This window comes from Kitasatospora sp. NPDC041988, assembly GCF_055588525.1.
This window is the reverse complement of sequence record NZ_JBVJCO010000012.1, coordinates 1-20,486: the sequence shown is the minus strand read 5'-3', so window position 1 is coordinate 20,486 and position 20,486 is coordinate 1. Positions and strand designations below refer to the sequence as shown.

Here is a 20,486-nt window from a genome sequence, read left to right as displayed (position 1 = left end):
GGCACGCAGGGCATGCCGGGCCTCGCCGACCGCGGTGGCGTCACGCGGTCGGCGGGCGGGGTGGTTCTCTGCGGTCAGGCGGCGAGTTCGCCGGCCTGGAGCTGCCAGAGGGATGCGTAGAGTCCGTGCTGGGCGACGAGTTCGTCGTGGGTGCCCTGTTCGGCGACGGTGCCGCCCTTGTCCATGACGTAGATCCGGTCGGCGTGGCGGACCGTGGAGAGGCGGTGGGCGATGACGACCATCGTCCGGTGGTCCGCGAAGCTGCGCAGTGTGCGCTGGATGGCGGCCTCGGTCTCGTTGTCCACGGCGGAGGTGGCCTCGTCGAGGATGACGACCGGCGAGTCCTTGAGGATCGCGCGCGCCAGGGCGATCCGCTGCCGCTGGCCGCCGGAGAGCGCGGCGCCGCGTTCGCCGATCAGGGTGTCGTAGCCGTCCGGCAGCATCGCGATGAAGGGGTGCGCCTCGGCCATGGCGGCGGCCTGGACCACGGCCTCGTCCGAGGCCCCGAAGCTGCCGTAGCGGATGTTGTCGGCGATGCTGCCGTCGAAGAGGAACGGGTCCTGGGCGACGAAGCCGATGGCGTGGCGCAGCTCGTGCCGCCGCAGGTCCCGGACGTCCTGTCCGTCGAGCAGCACCCGGCCGAACTCCGCGTCCTGGAAGCGCATCAACAGTTTGGCGATCGTCGTCTTGCCGGAGCCGGTGGCGCCCACCAGGGCGGTCACCTGCCCGGCCGGGATGGTCAGTGAGAGGTCCTCCAGTGCCGCCGGCCGGCCGGGGTAGGCGAAGGTGACCCCGTCGAGGAGCATCTCGCCCCGCACCTCGGCGGGGTCGAGCGTCCCGTCGCCGCTGTCGGCCTCAACGGGCAGAGCGCGCAACCGCTGCACCCGGTCGTAGGAGGCGAGGGTGCGCTGGTACTGGTCGGCGATGCCGCCGAGCCGGCTCATCCGCATCAGCACCATCTGGGGCAGCCCGATCAGCGGACTGAACACCTCGAAGCGCAGGGTGCCGTTGAGCACCGCGCGGCCGCCGATCAGCAGGGTGCCGGCCATCGACGCGGTGGTGCAGGCCCGGACGGTCTCGGCGTGGCGGATCGTGCTCAGATCGGTCTGCCGGCTGCTCTCCTGGACCTCCTCGCTCAGCCCGTCGATGCGTGCGGCCTCGTAGTCCTCGGTGCAGAAGCTCTTGACGGTCGCACCGGCTTCGAGCGAGTTGATCACCTGGCTGCCCAGCCTGGCCCGGCGCTCGCCGACGGCGGCGTAGTCGGCCGCGACCTTGTCCTGGTGGTGCAGCGACAGCCAGGCGATGACCGGGATCGGCAGGAACGCGATCCAGGCGATCTGCGGTGCCAGCAGGAGGAACGCCGGCACCAGAAGGGCCAGGCTGGTGCCGAGTTGCAGCACGTCGTTGGCCGGGCCGGCGAAGAACGCGCCCAGCTGGCCGACGTCGTTGGTGAGCGTGCCGGCCACCCGGCTGGTCCGCTCGCCCTCCAGGTGCCCCAGTTCGAGGCGCTGGACGTGTCGGTACGTGCGGCTCCGCCAGTCGTGCTCGATGTCCTGGCCGAGTCGGCGCCACTGGAGGTTCGAGACGTACGAGAGGCCCGCCACCGCGGCGCAGGAGACGGCCACCAGCCCGGCCAGTCCCCAGAGTTGGGCGGAGGCCGTGGTCAGGCCGAGGCTGACCAGCGGAGCTGCCTCACCCTTGATGAGGACCAGGCCGCTCCAGCCGAGGAAGGTGCCGAGTGCGACTTCCGCGACCTGGCAGGCGACGGACAGGGCGGCGGCCCGGTAGAGGCGGCGGCGGTGCGGTCCGACGATCTCCAGCAGTGCGTGGCGTTCGGTACCGGGCCCGGCCGCGTCCCGGGACGCGTCGGCCGTTCTGTGCCAGGCCTTCCGCAGGACGACGGCGGTCGCCGCGGCAACGCCGCCCACCGCCACCAACTGCCGGCTCAATGCCGACCCCTTGACCAGCGCGATCCCGGCCGCGACTCCGCCGCCGACGGCCAGCACGGGGCGCACGACCACGCCGCGGCCCGGCTGCGGGGCGGGGGCGGGCCGGGCCGGCCCCTGGCGTCCAGCCCCGGTCAGGTCCTGCGCGACCCGGGTGACGGCCCTGCGGACGATCCGGCCGACGTCCGCAGGGCGCAGCCGCGCGTCGTGCCGGACGAGCACCCCGCCGGTGACCGGGTTGGCCCGGGCCTCGGTGATCCCCGGAACGCGGCGCAGCGCGGCGGCGAGGATCTCGGCCGTCCGGGGCCGTCCGAGCACCAGCTTGACGTCCCAGCGCTGGCGGCCCGGGATGACCGAGCGGGGGCTCACGCCCGGTTCCACGGAGCCGGATCCGGCTGCGGCACCCAGTAGCGATGGCATGTGTACGATCACCTGTTTGCGGAGGTCACGGAGAACTGTCACGGAGACGACGGATCACGGCGACGGAGCGGAGATTCTGGACAGCGGTTCTGCGCGGCCGAACGGCCTGCCTGCGGACGGCCCCGCCCAAGCGCGTCCGCCGAAATCGATCGGCGTGCGCGCCTGGCGGCGGCCGCAGTTCCTCATGGACCGTCAGTGCGACGTTCCGGCGGGGGTGCCGGCGGCCGCCCGGATCTTCGGGGTCCTCGCGTCCCCCTCGGCGTGGCCGGCAGCCCCTGGCTTTGCGGCGTTCCCGGCGGTGTGCCGGCCGTCGCCGGAGTGGTCCTCGGTCTCACCGGCGGCGATCTGGGAGGCCACCACGTCGGCGGCCACTTCTGCCGCGAGGCCGTGGATGCTCTCCCCGGCCTCGTGGGCCGCCTTCTTCACCTCCATCGCGATGCCGACGGATGTCTTGACGACTCCGCGCACCAGTGGCTTGAGAAGTCGCTTGGCCAGCGGGGCGACGATGAGACCGATCAGGAAGGGGGGAACCAGGGGCGGCATGATGCTCCGTCCTCTCTGCGCATACGTATGACAGGGAACCCGGGCACGGCGAACACCGGAGCAGCGCACAGCCGGGCGGATGGAAGCATTCCATCTCGAAATCCGGAATTCACCTAACGAATCGAATTCCCGGACACCGGATCGCGCCGCCCGCTCCCATGGTCACCGTACTCGAACCACATCGGCCTGAACCAAATGGATCCGGCCGGGTTCACTCATGTGAGTGGTCCTATGGCCTTCCGCGAAACCCGAAGCCCAGCGCACTCGAACACCATGTGGTGCTATGACCCGACCATCCGCCCCGGATGAGCGTCACACTGCCGCGCCGCCCACCGCCGCAGCCCCGGGAACGGCGGCTTCCCGCCCCGTCGGGCTCGCGGCAGCGAGCCCCCACCACTCCCTCGACGGGGCGAACAACGATCGCGCACCCCCTCACCCCGGGGGACTCCCGGGCCAGCCACCAGGCGCCTCCGGATGCTCGAACGCGTTTGCTGCACACGTGAGTTGGTTCACCACGAGCGGACCCGATGACACCATGACGCCATGACGCCATGACGCCGTGCCCCGACGCACCCCGCCGGTCATCCCGGCAGCTTCCCTCACCGCCTCGACCCGCGCTGAGCGGCTGCGGCGGCGCCGCCGCCTCCTCGACGACCACCCCCCTGGCGGACCACGGTACCGCCCGGATCGCGGCGGCCGACGAGATCCCCGGCCTCGGCCCGTTTTCCGGCACTGCGATGTCAAGCGATCAAATGTTCCTCACACCCAGGGATTAAAGAGCAATCTCCTCACCTGTTTTCCGTGAGACGATTCGGCGGCGTCGGAATTAGACCGGCCCGGGAGCGCCAGGCCATTCACGGACGACAGTGAAAGGAACGGAATATGGGAGTTCTTCGAGGTGCGCCGATCGCACCAGGACGGAGCGCCGCGGCATGACCGTGGCCGTGGACCAGACCCTGTTCCATCAGACCGGTGCCGGCCTGTCCGTGCCGTTCTCCATCGCGGGGACGGGGATGCACCTGCCACCGGCGGTCGTCACCAACCAGGAGCTCACCCGCACGCTGGACACCAGCGACGAGTGGATCACCAGTCGCACCGGCATCCGCGAACGCCGCCGCCTGGCCCCGCACCTGGCGACCTCCGACATGTGCGTCGCCGCCGCCCACCCGGCCCTGGAGGCCGCCGGCATCGAGCCCGCCCGGCTGGACGCGGTCATCGTCGCCACCTACACCGGGGACCAGCCGCTCGTGTCGACCGCGCTGATCGTCAAGGACGCCCTCGGCGCCCACCGCGCCCTGTCCCTGGACGTCACCCAGGCTGCCTGCGCCTCCGGCATCCAGGCCGTGCTGATCGCCGCCCACCTCCTGCAGAACCCCTCCATCACCACCGTCCTGGTCCTCGCGGCCGACTGCGCCTCCAGGATCACCGACCCCACCGACCGCACCACCGCCGTCTTCTTCGGGGACGCCGCGGCAGCCGTCGTCCTCACCCGCTCCGACACCCCCGGATCGGGCCTGCTCTCCTACGATCTCGGCTCCCAACTGTCCTACGGCGTGCAGATTCCCGCCGGCGGCTCACGGCTGCCCGCCAGCGCCGCCACCGTCGCCGCCGGAGACCACTACCTGTCCATGGACGGTCGCGCCGTCTGGAACGCGGCCACCACCCGCCTGCCCGAGAGCATCACCAGCGCCGCCCAGCGAGCCGAAGTGTCGATCGACGAGATCCGGTACTTCTTCCTGCACCAGGCCAACCTGAACATCCTCACCGCGGCCCTGGCAGCCTTGGGCGTTCCCCGTGAGCGCGTGCCCGTCACCGTCGACCGGCTGGGCAACACCGGATCGGCCGGCCTGTTCACCGCGCTCCACTGCGCCGTCTCCGCAGGCTCCCTGCTCCCGGGAGACACCTACGTGCTGTCCGGGATCGGCGCGGGCTTCCAGTGGGGCACCCTCTGCCTCCGGCACGCCTGAACGATCCTCCGGACCGACAAGGGCCTCCCCGGCGTCCCCCGCGCGTGCGTCCTGTGTCACGTCGCCGCTTCAGGCGTTCACGAACGAGTGAACCCCAGCCGATTTCTCGGCACGCCCGCCGCCGCGAGCACCAGCATGGACGTCATGACCACCATGCGCTCCCGGGCCGAACGGGCCGCCCAGGCCCGGTCGGCCGAAGTCCAGCTCGCTGCCGACGGAATCGACGGGGTGGTGTTCGGCTGGGTCGACAACGCCGGGATCACCCGGGTGAAGTCCGTCCCGCTCAACCAGCTCGAACACGCCGCCGAGTACGGCGTCGGCGCCGTACCCTGTTTCGACCTCTCCCTGGTGGACGACTCCTTCACCACCACGCCTTCGAGCACCGGCCCGGTGGGCGACCTGCGGCTCGTCCCCGACCTCGACCGGCTCACCCCGCTCGCCGCCCAGCCCGGCTGGGCCTGGGCCCCGGCCGACCGCCACACCCAGGACGGCACCCCGCACCCCGGCTGCCAGCGCAGCTTCGCCCGCCGGGCCGCCGAGGCCGTCGAGCGACGCGGACTCTCGGTGCAGGCCGGGATCGAGATCGAGTGGGTGGTGGCCGACGCCGCCGGAAACCCCGCGACGGTCGAGCCCGCGTACGGGATGGCCCGCTTCATCGAGCACTCCGACTACCTGCGGGAGGTGCTGCGCGCCCTCACCGAACAGGGGCTGGCCGTGCTGCAGGTCCACCCCGAGTACGCCGCCGGGCAGTTCGAGGTCTCGGTCGCCGCCGAGGGGCCCGTGGAGGCTGCCGACACCGCGATGCTGGTGCGCCACACCATCCGGGCCGTCTCCGCCCGGCACGGCCTGCGGGTCTCGTACGCGCCCGTCTTCACCAAGGGCGCGATCGGCAACGGCGGCCACCTGCACCTCAGCCTCTGGCGACAGGGCCGGAACCTCGGGCACGGCGGCCCCGGCCGCCACGGGCTGCACCCCGAAGCCGAGCAGTTCCTCGCGGGCGCGCTGGCCGAACTGCCCGCCCTGCTCGCCCTCGGCGCGCCCAGCGTCGCCTCCTACCTGCGCCTGGTCCCCTCCCACTTCGCCGGCGCCTACCGCTGCTGGGGCCTGGAGAACCGCGAGGCGGCGCTGCGCCTGATCGCCGGCTCCACCGCCGGGCAGGCCAACGCCGAGTTCAAGTGCTTCGACGCCGCCGCCAACCCGTACCTGGCGATCGGCGGCGTGCTGGCCGCCGGGCTCGCCGGCCTCGACGCCGGCCTGCCCCTCCCGCCCGAGACCCGGAGCGACCCCGCCGCCCTCGGCAGCGCCGAGCGCCTCCCGGCGAGCCTGTCGGAGGCGACCGACGCGTACGAGAAGTCCGCACTGCTGCGGCAGGCGCTCGGCCCCGAGCTGTACGAGAACGTGCTGGCCGTACGGCGGGCGGAGGCGGAACTGTTCGCCGCACACACGGACGAGGACGTCATCGAGGCCGTCCGCTGGCGGTACTGACGAGGCATGATCATCACTCCTCCGGCTCGCGGGCACACGGGCGCACATCGCGCGCACGCGGATCACGAGACAAACCGAGCCCCGCTGCTCGACAGGTGATCGCCCACAGGACCCCGGGCCATCGGTACAGCGGCGGCCCGGGGCCTCATCCTCAGCGGTGGATTCCTCCGTGGCGGGCCTGATCGGTCACAGCGGGTCCCAGCGGCTTCGCCATGTAGACCGCCTCGGCACCGTAGCTCGCGGGCAGCCGGGTCTCCGGCCGGGTGCGGTAGCCCAGCAGCGTCCACATCGTCTGCGAGCCGTGCACGGCGACCAGGGAGAGCGTCCGGTAGCGGGCCGCCCGCGCGGTCTCCTCCAGGTGCCGTTGTGGTGGACTACGGCTGTTGGTCCCGTGACGAACGGTCTGCGATCCGGTGGCTGGCGCAGGCCGAGGGCGCGTCCTTCCGCATGCTCTACCTGCCGGTGGACGATACGACCCAGCGCGCCCGGATCGCCCATCGCTGGGCGACTACCCCCGAGGAGACGTTCCCGATGACCGAGGCCGACATCCAGGATGGCCGGGCGCACTTCGAGGAGCCCGACGCGGCGGAGTTGGGAGGCGGCGAGGTCGCCGGCCCGCCCTCTGGCTGGGCGGGCTGGCGGGAGTGGGCCGCCTACCGGTGGCCGTCATTCGCGTGACTGTTCGGCCCGACATGGTATGGGAAGGGCCCTTTGTGCATGTCCCGTGACGCTCCAAACCCAATGTGGTTCAGGGGATGACGCGACCGATGTCGTTGTCTCGCTGATGGATCTGTTCAATCTCACCCCAGGGTGGCGGACCACCCAAACGCCAGGGGACTTGCTTCGCGTCTGACGCGTGGATCGATCGCCTGGCGGCGTTGACGAACTCCCGTTGTGCAGCGTCGAGTTTCGTATGAATCTGACGAAGCATCGCCATGTCCTTTGACTCCCCGAACGGGAAGGCACTGAACTCTCCTACGACTGAGGCGAGTTGCTCCGCAGCGATCCCCACATCGGTATCGGCTACCAGGCTGACCGACACCAAGGCGGCGTTCCACTCCTCCCAGTCGATCCCCTCGGGCTCGCGCTGCTCCCAGTACGCGTGGCGCATGCCGATCTCGACCGCGCCGAAGCTCTGGAGAAGGCGCTCGTACGCCGCGATCTTCCGATCGCGTATCCACTGCCCGGATTCATTGCGGCGCCCGGCCAGGGTGCCTACGAGGATGCCAAGGATTGTCGCGGCCACTCCGCTGGCGGTGGATATGAGGGTTCCCCACGGGAGATTCATGCTATTCCTACCTTTCAGTCGGACGTCCAGCCAAGGCTCAGTCGAGGCTTCTGTCAGGTCGGGTGTAGAAGGACTCGACGCCCCGCCAGGGCGAGGGGCCGCCCAGTGATCGGTCCAGGCGCCGTTGGGACGGGGCAAGGGAACAGCGGGCCGCATTGACGAAGCTCAGGTGAGCCTCCCCCAGCGCGGCATGAATCGGCCGCAGTTCTTCGAGGTCGGTCGGCTGACGACCATGGAAGAGGATGGTGAAGTCCTCCAGGATCTCGCAGACCCGCTCGGCTGCTGCGCTGGTCGCCGGGTCGGCAACTAGGCTGACCGAGTGCTGGGCGGCCACGAAAGGCACCCAGTCACCGGCGGGCCTGCGCTCGTCGAGGAGGGCCTCGCGCAGCTCCGCCTCCACGCCCCCGAACGCCTGCAGGAACTTCTCGTAGGCGGCGGTCTGCGTACCCTGCAGCCATTGCTGGTGCTGGCTGCGGCGCCCGACGACACCGCCGGCGATGACGCCCACGACCGTTGCGGTGACACCACCTGCGGTGGATATCAGCAGATCCCATGAGACAGTCAAGCCAGGGCTCCTCACGATGGATGAGCAGGGCGCCCCCGAGCAGCCCCACGCTGAACGAAACCAACAGAATGAACGTCAATTCTTGCTCAGTGTCAATGAGATGGACGCTCGTAGTCTCCTAATTGGCCCTCCGGAGACGCCACCGGGTTGTGCTGCAGGTCGTTCATGGCCGAGCTGGTTGCGTGGCAGCAGTCAGGTCGGTGGCTCTCGCGGTGAGGTAGGTGCTCCAGTCGCGTTGCGCGTGGCGGGCCCACTTCAGCGCAGTATGGATGTGAATGTCGAGGAGGTCGGCCAGTACCGGTGCGGGTAGCTCGGTGGCGAGGGCGATGAGGGCTGCAGTGCGGGCGGGTCTGGTGTGGATGTCCTGGCGCGCGAGCCGGTCGTTGAACGCTTTGCGACTGAGTGGACGGCCGGGAACGACGCCGGGGAACAGCCGCGGCGGCTGACCGGTGAGGTTTCGGGTCATGGCAGAGCGCTGGTACGGCGCGTCGGCGAGTTGGTGGAGGAGTTCGGCCAGGCGTGGTGGGATCCATAGCCTTGACTGGCCGAGTTGGAGAGAAGTCTTCTCGGTTGTGGCACCGTGGATCTGTTCGGCGGTCAGGTGGCGGAGGCGTTCACCGGGGATGCCGTAGAGCAGGACGAGGGATCCGGCGCCCTGGTGTCGTGCCGGAACCCTGTCTGGTCACGTCCCCGCCTTCTACGGCCTCGACCCTTTCAGACCGGCTCGGACCCGGACCAGGCACGCGGTCGACGAGCTGCTCGACGAACTGGCGGTCATCCTGCTGCCCTTGCCCGGCCCGCCGATCAAACTTCCACAGGTTCGTCACAAGGACGCCGGGCCCCCTCCCCCGACGGCCACGTCCCTGAAAGCATCGTTGCCGGGCATCGGGGAGGTGCCCGGGTACGCGATCGAGGGGGTTGCGATGCACGCGCAAATCAGGGACGCGAGGCCGCCCGGCGGATTCCGACGGATCGCCGGGCCGGTCGTCCGCGTGCTGACGCAGGTCCTGTTCCTGGTGGCCGGACTGGCCACCACCGTGCTCGGCTTCAACTGGTTCGTCGACGGCTACCACGCGGTGGGCGCCTACCGCCACGCCCCGGTGTGCGGCACGGCGGCGGCCACGCCCGGCGCGGACTGCGTACTGCACGAGACCGGCAAGGTGACGGCGCGGAGGGCCGACAACGGCGACGAAGGCACCACCTACTCGCTGACCGTGGCACGCGAGACGGCCCCCAAACACACCTATGTGGTCGGCAAGGCCTTCTACGACGACGCGAAAGTCGGCCTGGACGTGGACCTGGCGGTCTTTCGGGGGCACGTGTCCGAGGTCTCCTACCACGGGCACCGCGCCCAGAACCCGAACACGCCCTGGCTGACCAGCTTGAAGGTGGCCCTCCTGGCCGGCCTGGGATCGGCGCTCACCGCCCACGGCCTGACCTGGTGGCGTTCCGGCGCGCAAGCGGGCCCCATCCTCATCGCCGCCTTCCTCAGCTTCCTCTCGTTCTTCGGCGGCCTCATCCTCATGTCGACGCAGTGGCCGCTCGCCGTCACCCTGGGCATCCCCGCCCTCGGCTGGCTGGTCATGACCGCCGGGAGCGCGGCGGCCGCCTGGGACGAATGACGCTCCCGGCCCCGACCCGGCCGGGAGCTCCACAACTGGGTGACAGGTAGGCCGGGTTACTCCCGCGCCCCCTGGAATCCTCCCTGGTGAACACCCTGGAACACCCGCCGTAGGGCGGTACTCTCCTGGCTCGCCGGTGCGGGATCGCGGCTACGACGGACCGACGGTTCCGCCCAGGGCCACATCCTGCCCTCGCTGAAGCTCGGCGAGCTCCACCAATTCTTGGAGCGCGGCCGCGCAGCCGGCGGACATCGCGAGCGGGCGAGGGCCGGGCTCCGCTGTCAGAGCCAGCCGCGACGGCTTGCCTGGACGCCGAGCTGGAACCGCGTCCGCGCGCCGAGGACCTCCTGGAGGCGGGTGATGCGGCGGGCCACCGTCCGCTCGCTGACGCCGATCTCGCGGGCGATCGACTCGTCGGTCAGACCGCCGCTCAGGTAGGTGAGCAGCTGCCGGCTCTCGACTCCGGGAGCCGTCCCGCTGTCGTCCGTCGTCTCGACTGCGGCCGGCAGCGGGACGGCGATCTGCCAGAACGACTCGAACACGCCGATCAGCGAGTCGAGGAGGTCCGATCGCTGCACGAGGATGTGGTGCCGACGGTCAAAGTCGCTGGATGGGGGACAAACGAGGGCGAATCGGTCGTCGCAGATGCCCATGTTGAGCGGGACCTCGGGAAAGACACGGGCTCGTTCCCCGAGGTCGATGGAGGTCTGGACGGCCTGCCGGGCGGCCCCGTCCCGCAGTACCCGGGACCCGTAGACGACCGTGCACTTGACGCCGCGGGTCAGCGCCTCCCGGCAGCCGGGGGCCAGCATGTTGGGCTGTGCGGATCGGCCGGTGAAGCCGATGGTCAGGCCGCGCACCCGGCCGGTGGCCTCGTCGTAGAGCCGCCGGACCAGTGCACTGCGGGCCGCCTCCGTCCGGGCGACTTCGATGTAGTCGGCTCCATCGGCGTGGTGGTGGTCGCGCCAGAAGCGGGACAGTTCCTCGACGCCGTCGTGCAGGGCGGCGAGTTCCTTGGTGCGCCTGCTCACGACGACGTCCAGTGCGGCGCGCGGGGGGCGGGCGACCAGCCGTGCGCCGTCCGGTTCGACCAGGCCGAGGCCGGTCAGTTCGCCGACCGCCGTGCTCATGGCGTGCGAGGTCACCCGCAGGGCGCCCGCCAGCTCGGCAGGGGCCAGCGGGCCGCGCTCGACGAGGAGGAGGTAGGCGCTCTCGGCCGTCTCGTTCATACCTATGCCATGGAGCGAATACATCTCTCGATCGTCTCACGAGGCCGACCGGATCCGGCAAGTGAGGCTGTCATCTTTCCGCCATGCCGGATTCTGCCAAGGCGAACCATTCGCCGACAGGTCGACTCCGCCGGACACTCTGCATGCGGTATCGCCGACCGCTCCCCGCCGGCCAGGGCTGCAGCCTGCCCTCCCGCTGCGGGGCGGAGCCGCCGGTGAACCCCCGACCTTCGTGCGGTCGGTCCAGGCCAGTCGAGCATCGAAGAGGGGGCGCCGCCCCCTGGCATCTCCTCGGCAAACGAAAGGCGCAAGTGCCTGTGCAGTCATGTTGACTTCTGTGTGATTGCGCTTCATATTGGGCGAAATTGAGCGCTCGCACCGCCGGCCCGGCATCGGGCTCCGGCGTGCGCTCAAGCCCGGCCCACCCAACCGGGGCATCAAAGGCCCATGCGTTCCATCCCGTTGCGAGCCCTCCGCGACAGGACCCCCATCCATGGAACTGGAGCATTCCGTGCGAACACTTCCCCGCGCCCCCAGAGGCGGGATCACTGCGCTGGCGGCGCTGGCCCTGGGCATCGCCGCCACCTGGACGCCCGCCGTGGCGTCGGAAGCCCAGGCTGCGCAGCAGCAGCGGATCACCATCGACGGCTCGTCAAGTGGCCGCGCTTTCGACGGACTTGGGGCCATCAGCGGCGGCGGCGCCACCTCGCGGCTGCTGGTCGACTACCCGGAGCCGCAGCGCAGCCAGGTGCTGGACTACCTGTTCAAGCCCGGCTACGGCGCCTCGCTGCAGATGCTGAAGGTGGAGATCGGGGGCGACGGAAACTCCTCCGACGGCCCCGAGCCCAGCCACATGCGTACCCCCACCGAGGTCAACTGCGACCGGGGTTACGAGTGGTGGCTGATGGAGCAGGCCAAGGCGCGCAATCCGGACATCAAGTTCTACGGCCTGGAGTGGGCCGCGTCGGGCTGGCTGAACGGCGGGGTGTGGTCCCAGGACAACATCACCTACCTCCAGTCCTGGCTGGGGTGCGCCGAGAGCCACGGCCTGAAGGTCGGCTACCTGGGCGGCTGGAACGAGAACGGCTACAACAAGGCCTGGTACGAGAGCCTCCGCGCCGCCCTCGACAGCAGCGGTCACAGCGACACCCTGCTGGTGGCGTCCGACAACGACGACCAGAACTGGTCGGTGGCGGACGACCTGGCCGCCGACCCGGCCTTCAACAAGGCCGTCGCCGCCGTCGGCCTGCACGGTGTCTGCTGGCACTCGACCCCGGAGTACACCGCCTGCCCCGGCAGCGCCACCGCCGAGGGGCTCGGCAAGCCGCTCTGGGTCGCCGAGGACGACGTCGACAGCTACGGCTCCCAGCCGGCGGCGCTCGCGCGCAACCTCAACCGTGAGTACATCGACGCCAAGATAACCTCGGACATCAAGTGGGCGCTGGTCAGCTCCTGGCCATCGAACCTGCCGTTCGCCGGGGCCGGCCTGATGGCGGCCGACCAGCCCTGGTCGGGCAGCTACTCGGTGAGCCGCAACATCTGGGCGATGGCCCACACCACGCAGTTCGCCCAGCCGGGCTGGCGGTACCTGGACACCTCGGTCGGCTACCTGTCCGGTGCCGGCATCAACGGTGACCGCCACAGCGGGAGTTACGTCACCCTCAAGTCCGGCCAGGACTACAGCACCGTCATCGAGACCACCAACGCCTCCGCCGCGAGGACGGTCGACTTCACGGTCACCGGCGGCCTGTCCACCGGCGCGGTGCACGTCTGGGCCACCAACATGAACAGCACCGACTCCTCCCAGTGGTTCGTCCACACCCAGGACGTCACCCCGCAGCGTGGAGCCTTCTCGCTCACCCTCCAGCCCGGCTACGTCTACACCGTGACCACCACCACCGGTCAGGGCAAGGGTGACGCCGTCGCGCCGGCGGCGAAGTCGTTCCCGCTGCCCTACCAGGCCGACCTGAGCGGCTACCAGACCGGGGGGACGGCCCGCTACTTCCACGACTGGGCGGGCGCATTCGAGACCGCACCCTGCCCGGCCGGGGCCGGCACCCCGACGTGCCTGCGCCAGGTCCTCACCCAGGCGCCTCACCCGTGGCACTGGGACATGAACTACACGCCCGCCACCCTGATGGGCGATCCGACCTGGAGCAACTACCGGGTCAGCACGGACGTTCTGCTCGAACAGGGCGGCAGCTCCGCCGAACTCCTCGGCCGGATCGACCACGTGGACCACGACCGGTCCGCCTACCACCTGAAGATCGACGACGCCGGGACGTGGAGGCTGTCCACCGAGAACCGCTCCGGCACGGACACGCTGCTGGCGAGCGGCAACTACTCCGGCGCCGGCGCCGGGACCTGGCACAACCTCGCGCTCGCGATGCAGGGCCCGTCGATCACCGCGTCCGTCGACAACGTCCAGGTCGCCGCCGTCACCGACGCCGGCCACGTCGTCGGCCAGAGCGGTCTTGCCGTCGGCGGCTTCCAGCACGCCGACTTCGCCAACCTCGCCGTCACCCCGCTCGCCGGTCCGGCGGTCACCCCGGTCACCAGCGTCAGCAGCGGCAAGTGCCTGGACGTCACCGGTGCCTCCACCGCCGACGGCGCGCAGGCCATCCAGTGGACCTGCGGTCCGGGCAAGGCCAACCAGCAGTGGACGCTCGCCCCTGTGGCGGGTACCGGCGCCGTCCAGCTGGTCTCCGCCGGCAGCGGCAAGTGCCTGGACGTCACCGGTGCCTCCACCACCGACGGCGCGCAGGCCATCCAGTGGACCTGCGGTCCGGGCAAGGCCAACCAGCAGTGGACCACGACGCAGTAGCACCTCGCACCGCCGGTACGGCATGGCGCCGGCCTGATTCATGGCCGGTCTCGTCGCACTGTGCGGCGGCGAGACCGGTCACCCCACCCAGTCCCACTCCCCGCGCCCTCGCGGCGCGGGGGGCTCGAAGGAGCACCCTCATGTCGAGAATTCTCTCCGGCCGCCTGGCCGCCACCGCCGCGCTCATGACCCTCGGCCTGGCGGCCACGGCCTGTTCCACCGGCCAGGAGTCCACCTCCGGCTCCGCCGAGGGCTCGGTGGCCCCGGTGTCCGGCAAGATCTCGCTGACCTACCTGCAGAAGCAGGGCGACCAGGAGTACTTCGTCGGCGAGGCGGCCGGTGCCAAGGCCAAGGCCGCCGAGCTCGGCATCGACCTCAAGGTCGTGAACCTCGGCAACGACGCCAACAAGACCGTCAGCGAGGTGCAGTCCGCGATCGCCCAGAAGACGAACGGCCTCATCGTCGTCGTCCCCGACCCCGCCGTCGGCCCCCAGGTCGTGCAGGCCGCCAAGGACGCCAAGGTCGCGCTGCTCACCTCGGACGACCAGATCTGCGCGACCGGCCCGGACCCGGCCGCCTGCGACAAGGCCAAGCTCGTCCCGCGGATCGGCTTCAGCGGCGCCCAGATGGGCGGCGAGGTCGGCAAGCGCGCGGCGGAGGACTTCAGGAAGGCGGGCTGGAACCCGGCCGACACCCGGATCATCTCGGCCTGGAAGCAGGACGTCACGGTCTGCGGAGACCGCGTCAAGGCGGCCAAGGAGACCTTCGGCGCCGCCGTCACCGGTGTGCAGAACATCGACGTCGCCACCGACAACACCCCCACCGGCGCCCAGGACAAGATCGCCGCGACCGTCACCGCCAACCCGGGCGTCAAGCACTGGGTGCTCTGGGGCTGCAACGACGAGAACGTGCAGGGTGGCGTCACCGCCCTCCAGAACGCCGGCATCAGCGCGGACAACGTCATCGGGGTCGGCCTCGGCGCGTACCTCGCCTGCAAGAACTGGGGCAGCGACAAGCCGTCCGGCATGAAGGCGGCCCTGTTCATCAACGGCAAGGACGTCGGCGCGCTGGCCGTCCAGACCATGTACGACCGGCTGAAGAACGGCAAGGACTTCCCCGCCGAGGCCTTCGCCCCGACCCAAATGGTCGACGCCACCACATGGAAGTCGGCTGGAGTCAGCTGCAACTGACGATACGTCAGTTCAAATTCCCAGCGTCGCGAACCCACCCGAGGTGACCCCGCCATGAGCACAGCACGCCGCTCGACCCCCGACCCCCGACCCCCAGGTGCCGCCGACGAGGGCGCCGCCGTGCACGGCCTGACCAAGCGTTTCGGTCCGGTACAGGCCCTCGGCGGGATCACCCTCGACTTCCCCGCCGGCCGGATCACCGCCCTGATGGGGGAGAACGGCGCGGGCAAGTCCACCCTGCTGAAGATCCTCACCGGCGACCACCGGCCGACCGAGGGCCACGTGACCCTCGACGGCCGGCGGCTCGACCTCGCCTCGCCCGCCGCCGCCCGGGCGGCGGGCATCCGGATCATCCCGCAGGAACCGGAGATCATCCCGCACGTCTCGGTCGCCGAGAACGTCTACGCCGGCGCCCTGCCCCGCCGGGCCGGGCGGCGGCTGGACCGCGCCGAGCTGCGCCGCCGGATCACCGCCGACCTCGACCGGCTCGGCTTCGCCGGAGTCCTCGACCCCGACCTGCTCGGCTCACAACTGACGCCCGCTCAGCGGCAGTTGGTGGAGATCCTGCGGGCACTGACCGGCGAGGCCAGGGTGATCGCATTCGACGAACCCACCTCCTCGCTGTCGGACCACGAGGTCGACGCCCTGTTCCGGCTGATCCGCCGCCTGCGCGACGACGGCGTCGCCGTCATCTACGTCTCGCACCGCATGCAGGAGATCTTCCAACTCTCCGACCGGATTGCCGTGCTGCGCGACGGCACACTCGCCGGAGTCAAGGACGCCCGGTCCACCACGGAGAGCGAGATCGTCCGGCTGATGGTCGGCCGCGACCTGTCCGCACTGTTCTCCCGCCGCCGCACCGCCACCGACCGGCTGGTCCTGGATGTGGACGACGTCACCACCGACGACGTACACGACGTCAGCCTGAGGATCCACGCCGGCGAGGTGGTGGGACTGGCCGGCCTGATCGGCGCCGGCCGCTCCGAGCTCGCCCTCGCACTGGCCGGCGACCGGCCGGTCCACCGCGGCAGCATCACCCTGGACGGCGTCCCGCTGCGGGCCGCCACCCCCGGCGACGCGATCCGGGCCGGCCTCGGCCTCGCCCCCGAGGAGCGCAAGGCGCAGGCGCTGTTCCTGCACCGCTCGATCCGCGACAACACCTCACTGGTCAGCCTGGAACGGCTGCGCCGACTGCGCTTCGTCCGGCGCGGCGCGGAGCGCGAACTCGCCCAGGAGTACGCGGACCGGCTGCGGGTGCGCACCCCCTCGATCGAGCAGGAGGTCCGCAAGCTCTCCGGCGGCAACCAGCAGAAGGTCGTGCTCGCCCGCTGGCTCGCCCGCAAGCCGAAGGTGCTCATCCTCGACGAGCCCACTCGCGGCATCGACATCGGGGCGAAGGCCGAGATCTACCAGATCATCGCCGACCTCGCCGAACAGGGCGTCGCGCTGCTGGTGATCTCCTCCGAACTGCCTGAACTCCTGGGCCTGGCCGACCGGGTCGTGGTGATGCAGAACGGCCGGGTCACCGGTGAGCTGAGCCACGAGAACGCCACCGAGGAGGCCATCCTCGCCCTCGCCATGGCCGACGACATCGTCGGCGCGACCTCCTCTGGAGCACCGTCATGACCACCACCACCCCGCCCGCGACCAAGCAGGCACCCGCCCGGCGCACCGCCGCCTCGACCCCTTCGGCGGCCCTCGCCGCCATCGGCGGTCAGAACCTCAGCCTGATCGGCGCGCTCGCCCTCGTTCTCACGCTCTTCGGAGTGCTGAACGACAACTACCTCAGCCTGAACAACATGCAGGTGATCGCGGAGGCGGCCACCATCACCGGCCTGCTCGCCGTGGTCCAGACCGTCGTCATCATCTGCGGCGGCCTCGACATCTCGGTCGGCTCCCAGGCCGGCGTCGCCTCGGTGGTCAGCGCCATGGCCTTCACCTCGACCGGCTCCAACGCCTTCGCCGGGATGGCCGCGGCGGTCGGCGTCGGCCTCCTGATCGGCCTGCTCAACGGCGCGATCGTCGTCTACGGCCGGGTCAACCCCACCATCGCCACTCTCGCCGGCCTCGCCGCGTACAAGGGTCTCGCCCAACTCGTCTCCGACGGACGGGCCCAGGGCTACGTCCTCAATGACGACGTCTTCGTCTTCCTCGGCCGGGGGAAGATCGCCGGGCTGCCGGTCATGGTGTGGATCCTCATCCTCGTCGCCGTCGGCGTGCACATCCTGCTCACCCGCACCGACATCGGCCGCAACATCTACGCCATCGGCGGCAACGACACCGCCGCCCGCCTCGCCGGCATCAACATCAACAGGTACCTGGTGGCCGTGTACGGCCTGATCGGCGTGGTCGCCGCCGTCGCCGGCATCCTGCTCACCGCCCGCACCGGGTCCGGCCAGCCGGTCTCCGGCAGCGAGGGCCTCGAACTCAAGGCGATCACCGCGGCCGCGCTCGGCGGCTGCGCCCTCAAGGGCGGCAAGGGCGGGATCGGCGGCACCCTGCTCGCCGTCGCCCTGCTCGGCTGCCTGGAGAACGGACTCACCGTCCAGGGCATCAACTCCTTCTGGCAGAACGTGGCCCAGGGCACCCTGCTGGTTGTCGCGGTCGTCGTCCAGCAGCGCCGCAGCGGCGAACGCGCCGTCGGCCTGCCGGCCTGACCCGCCGCCCTCAGGGCCCGCACCGCGTCACCCGAGGGCCCGCACCGCGTCACCCGAGGGCCCGCACCGCGTCGCCCCGAGGGCCCGCACCGCGTCGCACGAAACACGCGGGCTGCCGCACGAGCCGCCCCCACGACCCTCGGACGGTCCGTCCGAGCTGTACGGATTCCCCCACAAGGAGCTGGTATGACCTGGCGATCACGACCACGCACCACCCTGCTCTCCGCCCTCGCCCTGACGGTGGGCACGCTCACCGGCGTGGCGGCGACCACCCCCGCGCAGGCCGCCGCCGCGACCACGATCACCATCGACGGCACGCAGCCGGGCCGGGTGTTCGACGGCGTCGGCGCGATCTCCGGCGGCGGCGGCAACTCCCGGCTGCTGGCGGACTATCCGGAACCGCAGCGCAGCCAGGTGCTGGACTACCTGTTCAAGCCCGGTTACGGCGCCGCGCTCCAGATCCTCAAGGTGGAGATCGGCGGTGACACCAACTCCACCGACGGCGCCGAGGCCAGCCACATGCACACCGCCGACACCGTGGACTGCAACCAGGGCTACGAGTGGACGATGATGGAGCAGGCCAAGGCCCGCAACCCGGCCATCAAGCTGGCCGCGCTCTCCTGGGGCGCGCCCGGCTGGGTCAACGACAACAGCACCACCAGCAACACCGTCTACACCGCGAAGATGCACGACTACCTGCTCTCGTGGCTCGGCTGCGCCCGGCAGCACAACCTCACCATCGACTACCTCGGCGGCTGGAACGAGCACGACGCCGACCCGCAGTGGTACGTGGGCCTGAAGAACAAGCTCGTCGCGGGCGGCTACGGCTCGGTGAAGGTCGTCGCCCCGGACCAGTTCGGCTACCGGGTCGTCGACCAGATGGCCGACGACGCCGCCTTCCGCGACGCCGTCGACGTCGTCGGCGTGCACTACCCCTGCGGGTACAACAGCGACTTCAGCAACTGCAAGCCGGCCGCGGACGCCGCCTCGATCGACAAGGCCCAGGGGCTCGGCAAGCCGGTCTGGGCGAGCGAGAACGGCTCCGAGGACTACCAGACCGGAGCGAGCTCGGTGGCCCGCGGCATCAACCGCGGGTACATCGACTCCCGGTTCACCGCCTTCGTCAACTGGCCGGTCGTCGCCGCGCTGTACGGCAACCTGGAGTTCTCCACCGACGGAATGGCGCTCGCCAACCAGCCGTGGTCCGGCAGCTACACCGTGGGCAAGACGGCCTGGGTCACCGCACACACCACCCAGTTCACCCGGCCCGGCTGGCACTACATCGACACCGCCAGCAACTACATCGGCAACAAGCGCACCAACGGCAGCTACGCGACCCTGAGGTCGGCCGACAACTCCTCGTACTCCACCGTCATCGAGACCATGGACGCCACCGCCGCGCAGACCGTGAACTTCACCGTCACCGGCGGCCTGCCCACCGGCCAGGTACACGTGTGGGCGACCAACGTGCGGTCGAACAACAGCAGCGACTGGTTCGTCCGACAGGCGGACCCGTCCGTGACGGGCGGCGGCCGCTACTCCCTGACCCTCCAGCCCGGTTACGTCTACACCGTGACCACCACCACCGGGCAGGGCAAGGGCACCGCCACGCCCCCGCCCGGCAGCGTCCTCCAACTGCCCTACGCGGACGACTTCGAGACACCTGCGGCCACCACCTCGCCGAAGTACTTCTCCGACATGAACGGCGCCTTCAAGACGGTGGCCTGCGGCGGCGGCCGGACCGGGACGTGCGTGCGGCAGATGGCCCCCAGCGTGCCGATGCGCTGGACCGACGAACCGTTCAACTCCCCGTACACGATCATGGGTGAGCGCACCTGGCAGAACTACACCGTCGCCTCGGACGTCCTGTTCGAGCAACCCGGCAGTGTCGAACTGCTCGGACGGATCGGCCAGCAGGGGCACAACAACAACGGCCTCAACGCCTACCACCTGCGGCTCTCCGACACCGGCACGTGGTCCATCCTCAAGAGCGACACCAGTTGGAACTTCACCACCCTCGCCACCGGGTCGGTCGCGGCACCCGGTCTGAACACCTGGACCGGCGTCGCCTTCACCCTGCAGGGCTCGACCCTGATCGCGAGCGTCGGCGGCCAGGAGGTCGGCCGGGCCACCGACACCTCGTTCAACAGCGGCCTGGCAGGTCTCGGGCTGGGCAGTGGAGGCTACCGGACCCAGCAGTTCGACAACTTCGCCCTCACCCCGGGCGCCGCCACCCCGCTGCCCACCGGCCCGATCACCTCCGGTCTCGCGGCCGGCAAGTGCGTGGACGTCGATCAGGACTCCGGCCTGAACGGCGCCCGGGTGCAACTGTCGGACTGCACCGGCGGCTCGTCCCAGGTCTGGACCCTGGACAGCGGCAACCTCAAGCACAACGGCAAGTGCCTGGACGTCACCGGCCAGGCCACGGCCAACGGCTCACCCGTCGAGCTCTGGGACTGCAACGGCGGCGCCAACCAGCAGTGGTCGCCGCAGCCGAACGGCAGCCTGAAGAGCCTCCAGTCCGGACGCTGTCTGGACGACCCGGCCCTCAACACGACGAACGGCACCCGGCTGGACATCTGGGACTGCGACGGCGGAGCCAATCAGTCCTGGCGACTGCCCAGCTGATCATCCCCTCGGTGCCGGCCGGCCGGATCCTCCCCCGGTCGGGAGGGGCAACGAAACAAAAGGAGAGGGGGGAAGAGAGAAACAAAAAAAAGGGGGAGGGGGGGGGGGGGGCGCTCTCGAGA

General features: G+C 70.5%; 15 protein-coding genes and 1 pseudogene. 9 read left to right on the top strand and 7 right to left on the bottom strand.

Annotated elements, in window-relative coordinates; all coding sequences use genetic code 11:
• Nucleotides 1-74: 74 nt before the first annotated feature.
• Together ACZ6NC_RS14620 and ACZ6NC_RS14615 are read right to left on the bottom strand one after the other, a co-directional pair.
• Entirely contained in the window at nt 75-2,315 is a 2,241-nt protein-coding gene (locus tag ACZ6NC_RS14620) for an ABC transporter ATP-binding protein (RefSeq protein WP_465732530.1), read from the bottom strand.
• 243 nt (nt 2,316-2,558) lie between these two features.
• The gene (locus ACZ6NC_RS14615) at nt 2,559-2,909 is read right to left on the bottom strand and encodes a DUF5132 domain-containing protein (protein ID WP_465732528.1); all 351 of its coding nucleotides are present in this window, start codon (nt 2,907-2,909) and stop codon (nt 2,559-2,561) included.
• A 932-nt stretch (nt 2,910-3,841) separates the two neighbouring features.
• Here ACZ6NC_RS14615 and ACZ6NC_RS14610 point away from each other — a divergent pair.
• Together ACZ6NC_RS14610 and ACZ6NC_RS14605 are read left to right on the top strand one after the other, a co-directional pair.
• On the top strand, nt 3,842-4,876 hold the full coding sequence (locus tag ACZ6NC_RS14610; protein WP_465732526.1) for a 3-oxoacyl-ACP synthase III family protein: 1,035 nt from the start codon (nt 3,842-3,844) through the stop codon (nt 4,874-4,876).
• Between the two features lie 144 nt (nt 4,877-5,020).
• Entirely contained in the window at nt 5,021-6,361 is a 1,341-nt protein-coding gene (locus ACZ6NC_RS14605; RefSeq protein WP_465732524.1) for a type I glutamate--ammonia ligase, read from the top strand.
• A gap of 151 nt (nt 6,362-6,512) precedes the next feature.
• On the opposite strand, the gene ACZ6NC_RS14600 is transcribed toward ACZ6NC_RS14605, so the two are convergent.
• The gene (locus ACZ6NC_RS14600) at nt 6,513-6,668 is read right to left on the bottom strand and encodes a hypothetical protein (RefSeq protein ID WP_465732522.1); all 156 of its coding nucleotides are present in this window, start codon (nt 6,666-6,668) and stop codon (nt 6,513-6,515) included.
• Between the two features lie 56 nt (nt 6,669-6,724).
• Here ACZ6NC_RS14600 and ACZ6NC_RS14595 point away from each other — a divergent pair.
• Nucleotides 6,725-7,039, top strand: a pseudogene (locus ACZ6NC_RS14595) (P-loop nucleotide/nucleoside kinase family protein); the annotation flags it as partial.
• A gap of 70 nt (nt 7,040-7,109) precedes the next feature.
• Here ACZ6NC_RS14595 and ACZ6NC_RS14590 read toward each other — a convergent pair.
• The 3 genes from ACZ6NC_RS14590 to ACZ6NC_RS14580 form a co-directional block, all read right to left on the bottom strand.
• Nucleotides 7,110-7,649, bottom strand: a complete 540-nt coding sequence (locus ACZ6NC_RS14590; RefSeq protein WP_465732520.1) for a hypothetical protein — start codon at nt 7,647-7,649, stop codon at nt 7,110-7,112.
• Between the two features lie 37 nt (nt 7,650-7,686).
• Complete coding sequence (locus ACZ6NC_RS14585; RefSeq protein WP_465732518.1) at nt 7,687-8,214, bottom strand: hypothetical protein; 528 nt, start codon at nt 8,212-8,214, stop codon at nt 7,687-7,689.
• Nucleotides 8,215-8,377: 163 nt separating this feature from the next.
• Nucleotides 8,378-8,680 carry a hypothetical protein gene (locus ACZ6NC_RS14580; protein WP_465732516.1) on the bottom strand — a complete coding sequence of 101 codons (303 nt, stop codon included), beginning with the start codon at nt 8,678-8,680 and terminating at the stop codon, nt 8,378-8,380.
• Between the two features lie 457 nt (nt 8,681-9,137).
• Between ACZ6NC_RS14580 and ACZ6NC_RS14575 the strand changes: the two genes are divergently transcribed.
• Nucleotides 9,138-9,836 carry a hypothetical protein gene (locus tag ACZ6NC_RS14575; RefSeq protein ID WP_465732514.1) on the top strand — a complete coding sequence of 233 codons (699 nt, stop codon included), beginning with the start codon at nt 9,138-9,140 and terminating at the stop codon, nt 9,834-9,836.
• Nucleotides 9,837-10,117: 281 nt separating this feature from the next.
• Here the strand turns inward: ACZ6NC_RS14575 and ACZ6NC_RS14570 are convergent, their stop codons facing one another.
• Nucleotides 10,118-11,065 (bottom strand): helix-turn-helix transcriptional regulator, encoded by a 948-nt coding sequence (locus tag ACZ6NC_RS14570; RefSeq protein ID WP_465732512.1) that lies wholly within the window; start codon nt 11,063-11,065, stop codon nt 10,118-10,120.
• A gap of 511 nt (nt 11,066-11,576) precedes the next feature.
• On the opposite strand from ACZ6NC_RS14570, the gene ACZ6NC_RS14565 reads away from it, so the two are divergent.
• The 5 genes from ACZ6NC_RS14565 (at nt 11,577) to ACZ6NC_RS14545 (ending at nt 20,364) form a co-directional block, all read left to right on the top strand.
• Nucleotides 11,577-13,889, top strand: coding sequence for an RICIN domain-containing protein (locus tag ACZ6NC_RS14565; protein WP_465732510.1), 2,313 nt, complete (start codon nt 11,577-11,579; stop codon nt 13,887-13,889).
• 140 nt (nt 13,890-14,029) lie between these two features.
• The gene (locus ACZ6NC_RS14560; protein ID WP_465732508.1) at nt 14,030-15,079 is read left to right on the top strand and encodes a substrate-binding domain-containing protein; all 1,050 of its coding nucleotides are present in this window, start codon (nt 14,030-14,032) and stop codon (nt 15,077-15,079) included.
• Between the two features lie 54 nt (nt 15,080-15,133).
• A complete protein-coding gene (locus ACZ6NC_RS14555) occupies nt 15,134-16,705 on the top strand; it encodes a sugar ABC transporter ATP-binding protein (RefSeq protein ID WP_465732506.1) in 1,572 nt (523 codons plus the stop codon).
• Complete coding sequence (locus ACZ6NC_RS14550; RefSeq protein ID WP_465732504.1) at nt 16,702-17,736, top strand: ABC transporter permease; 1,035 nt, start codon at nt 16,702-16,704, stop codon at nt 17,734-17,736. The genes ACZ6NC_RS14555 and ACZ6NC_RS14550 overlap by 4 nt, the downstream gene beginning before the upstream one ends.
• Nucleotides 17,737-17,922: 186 nt before the next feature.
• Nucleotides 17,923-20,364 carry a ricin-type beta-trefoil lectin domain protein gene (locus tag ACZ6NC_RS14545; protein ID WP_465732502.1) on the top strand — a complete coding sequence of 814 codons (2,442 nt, stop codon included), beginning with the start codon at nt 17,923-17,925 and terminating at the stop codon, nt 20,362-20,364.
• Nucleotides 20,365-20,486: the final 122 nt, after the last annotated feature.